This window comes from Algibacter sp. (assembly GCF_049667265.1).
In the GTDB taxonomy this organism is placed as follows: domain Bacteria; phylum Bacteroidota; class Bacteroidia; order Flavobacteriales; family Flavobacteriaceae; genus Algibacter_B.
Genome location: NZ_JBATHX010000368.1, coordinates 1 through 4,128, shown reverse-complemented (window position 1 = coordinate 4,128; position 4,128 = coordinate 1). Strand labels below are relative to the sequence as shown.

Sequence of the window (4,128 nt, the reverse complement as noted above, 5' to 3'; positions counted from 1 at the left end):
AAAATAAAGGGCGTGTTCGCAGTATGCAAGCCGATTATTTACTCTATGTTTTATTGGATGCTATTGTCGACCATTATTTCAGCGTTATTGAAGTTTTGGGCGATAAAATTGAAGATTTTGAAACCGCTATTTTTGCAGGCAATGTCGATAAAGATATTAGTCAAAAAATACAAAACCTAAAGCGCGAAATATTAAGGGTGCGTCGTGCCATTTTTCCACTTCGCGAAGTCATTAATCGCATCGAAAAAAACGAAGGCGCGCTTATCCACCCAAAAACAATTACCTATTATCGCGATATTTACGACCACTTAATTCAAGTATCAGAAAACATCGATATCTATCGCGAAATGATTTGGAGTTTAATGGATATGTACATGACCACCATTAGCAATAAAATGAACGAAGTCATGAAAGTCCTAACCATTATGGCATCCATTTTTATCCCGCTAACCTTCATTGCAGGAATTTATGGTATGAATTTCGAGTACATTCCCGAGCTAAAATATAAATACTCCTACTTCATCCTTTGGGGCGTCATGATAGCTTTATTTATAGGCATGCTCATCTATTTTAAGCGCAAAAAGTGGTTGTAAAACTTACTTAATTTAATCATGTCAATTCGAGTAAATACCATACTTCTTATCAGAATAACATCAAGAATTTGGGCGTTACGCCTCCTAAGGTCGTCGTCGGGCTTTTCGTTACAATCTTTTTTGCTTGTCACCTTTAGTGCAGTATAAAGGTCTTTCGTAAAGCAAAAAAGGATTTTCTCTGCAATGCCTAACCCAGATTGGAACTAGGTTTCAACTGAAAAATATAATTCTTAATTACAGCTTGGCTTTTTCAAAAAAAAAAAAAGATAACTTAGTTTAACTCTTGATAAAAAATATTGAAACGATTTTTTATCAGAGGAACATTAAACCACCCTGCTCCCACTAGTTTTTAACTAATTGCATACCGAGTAAAAATAATAAAATCTTATTTACATATAAGTTCCCAAAGCTCAACAATTTCAGAAGCACGCCAAGGTTGTTGTCGTTTGGTTTTATCAGAAGCTGCTTTTACGTTTTTCTTATAATAGTTAGCTAATTGAAAGCGCCCACCTTCGGCTAATTCCTTTTCAATAGGATGTTCTCTGGTAACACCTGTTAATTGCGCGATATTTGAGAATAACAATACCAACTTTCCGTTAGGCAAAAGACGTTTTTTGGCTTCAGCAAAAAAATCTGGAAATAGGTTTTTGTTATAATACATAGCTTCATCAATATTTTGTATTTCTGACGCTATTGGCAACCACGGCGGATTGAATACTATCAATTCGGTTTGCTTTTCCCATTTACCAAATAGATTCCCAAAATCCAATTCAATTTTTCTAGACAGTTTGGTGTCTTTCATAAACTCAGTTAACCCAATAATAGCATTGGGGTTGGTATCGGTTCCAAAAACCTTTTGAAAGCCGTGTTTAACCATTTGAAACGCCAATACGCCACAGCCAATTCCAACATCGATAGCTGATTTTTTAGGACCTTGGTAACGTGTTAACCATTGGTCAAATAACACCAAATGATCGTACCGCGTAGGGAAATAAGTGCCGTAATAAGGATGTAATTTATTGCGCAATACAGACAATACTATGCCTTTTGTGTACCATTGCCATGAACTGTTTAAACCTTGTATTTGTACAAACGTTAATATAAAATTGCTAGTTTCTGGATAAAGCTTTTTTAACCAACCAATAGCTGGTGCTTTTTTTACGGCTAATTGATGGTCTGTAATTTCAATTAAAATAAGGTTAGATAGTGTATGATATGCCGCCCGATAAGCACGTTGTTCTTGAAAAGTGGTGGTTGGCATCTTGCTTTTAAGATGCACATCTATTGCTTTTAGGAGTGTTAAGCCGTTGCTATAAAATGCTGTAATTAATAGCGGTTTTCCTGCTTCTAAATTTTTTATGGCTTGCCTAACATCGGTACTGCTATTAAACACCGGTAAGGGTTGTTTAAAAACAAATGGTTCTGGTTTGTTAACTTCTATATCTAATATCATAGTTACTTTTTTTTGCGTGAGTGATAGCAGCGGAAATCTCACAGACTGACTGGAAAGAAGTGCGAGGAATTGTAGTGCAAAGCCCGACCCGAAGGGGGCACGCCATAAGACTTCTTATTTAAAGTTCTGATAACCTCCATTTTTTATAAAACCATGTTATTTAAATTGAAACATAGATTTTTAGGTATGAAGCCTCAATAATTCGCTGAAGTAATACGAAATGGTTAAGTTAATAGCGACAAATAAATAATGCTCCATCAAAGATAGCGTATTAAAACCCATTAATCTTATAATATCTTTTATTATCAAAAACAGAAATCAACTGCTTTTTTATATTCTAAAACCTTTATTAATGCTTTACTGGTATTTGCACCGTTTATGTAAGAATTAATAATATCAACCGTTAAATAAAAACTAAAACCAGCCAAAGCGTTGGTTTCTTTTTTATATTTGAGTTTTAGCCAAAAAAACCATGCAAAAACAACTACTTTCATTATTGATATGCATTTTCACCATATCGTTTACACAAGCACAAAAACCAAAAACACCTGCAGCATCAGAGATTTACGAATCCATTCAAAAACTAAACTTTTTAGGTTCGGTTTTATATGTTGCCGCACATCCTGACGATGAAAACACCCGCTTAATTGCCTACCTATCCAACCACGAAAAAGCCAGAACAGCATATTTATCATTAACTCGTGGTGATGGCGGACAAAACTTAATTGGTCCAGAAATAAGAGAACTTTTAGGAGTTATAAGAACCCAAGAATTATTAGCTGCAAGGCGCATTGATGGTGGCGAACAATTTTTCACCAGAGCAAACGATTTTGGCTATTCCAAACACCCAGAAGAAACCTTAGAAATTTGGAACAAAGACGAAGTTTTAAGCGATGTGGTTTTAGCCATCAGACAATTTAAACCCGATGTAATCATCAACCGGTTTGACCACCGAAGAGCGGGCGAAACACACGGACATCACACCAGTTCTGCGATGCTAAGTTTGGAAGCTTTCGATTTATCAAATGACAACGCCGCTTTTCCAACGCAACTAAAACAGACGGACTTGTGGCAACCAAAACGCTTATTTTATAACACCAGTTGGTGGCGCTACGGTAGTCAAGAAGCCTTTGATAAAATTGACAAAAGCAACATGCTTAGCGTTGATATTGGTACTTATTATCCCCTAAAAGGTAAAAGCAATAACGAATTGGCTGATTTAGCACGGAGCCAACATTTATCTCAAGGTTTTGGGCGTTTATCGCAACGTGGCACACAAGAAGAGTTTATCGAGTTTTTAAAAGGTGAACCGCTAAACGGAGACAAAAATATTTTTGCTGGCATTGACACCTCATGGAACCGTGTAATAGGCGGTAAAGCTGTTGGTGATATTCTAAATGCTATTGAAAGCAATTTCAATTTTCAAAATCCTTCAACCCATGTTTCAAAGTTGGTTGAGGCTTATCAACTTTTACAAAAAGTTGAAGATAGCCATTGGCGCATTCAAAAAACAAAAGCGCTACAATCCATAATTGAAATGTGCGCTGGTTTGTATTTAGAAGCTTCGGCTGAAACCAATTGGGCAACGCAAAACAATATTATAAAACTAGATATTGAAGTACTAAACAGGTGCAACTTGCCCATCGTTTTAGTTAGTTTGAAAAATGCCAGCGGATTAAATATCCCTAAAGGCATGACACTCGAAAACAATATAGATTACGAATTTAAAGAGGTTTTAAAAATCCCTAGTGATGCAGAACCAACAACACCTTATTGGCTAAACGATAAAGGGACTTTAGGTATGTATAAGGTGGAAAACGGCAATTTAATTGGAAAACCTGAAACACCAAGAACCTTAAATATCGATTTTAACCTGTTGATTAATAATACACCAATAACCTTTAAAAAGCCTATTATTCAGCGCTACTCAAAACCAGACAAAGTTGAATTGTTTAGTCCGTTTGAAATTATTCCAGAAGCTTCGGCAAAAATCACAGAAAAAGTGATCATCTTAAATAATGACCAACAACGTGATATTACGGTAGTTGTAAAGGCTGGACGTGATAATCTTGAAGGCGATGT

General features: G+C 35.8%; 4 protein-coding genes. 2 read left to right on the top strand and 2 right to left on the bottom strand.

The window, feature by feature from the left end:
- The coding region (gene corA / locus WBN21_RS12835; protein ID WP_424200897.1) for a magnesium/cobalt transporter CorA at positions 1-593 on the top strand (593 nt) is incomplete at its 5' end.
- A 385-nt stretch (positions 594-978) separates the two neighbouring features.
- Here corA and WBN21_RS12830 read toward each other — a convergent pair.
- On the bottom strand, positions 979-2,046 hold the full coding sequence (locus WBN21_RS12830; protein WP_424200895.1) for a methyltransferase: 1,068 nt from the start codon (positions 2,044-2,046) through the stop codon (positions 979-981).
- A 305-nt stretch (positions 2,047-2,351) separates the two neighbouring features.
- A complete protein-coding gene (locus WBN21_RS12825; RefSeq protein ID WP_424200893.1) occupies positions 2,352-2,540 on the bottom strand; it encodes a hypothetical protein in 189 nt (62 codons plus the stop codon).
- On the opposite strand from WBN21_RS12825, the gene WBN21_RS12820 reads away from it, so the two are divergent.
- Positions 2,519-4,128, top strand: a 1,610-nt coding sequence (locus WBN21_RS12820) for a PIG-L family deacetylase (protein ID WP_424200891.1), incomplete at its 3' end; no start/stop codon positions are given. The genes WBN21_RS12825 and WBN21_RS12820 overlap by 22 nt on opposite strands.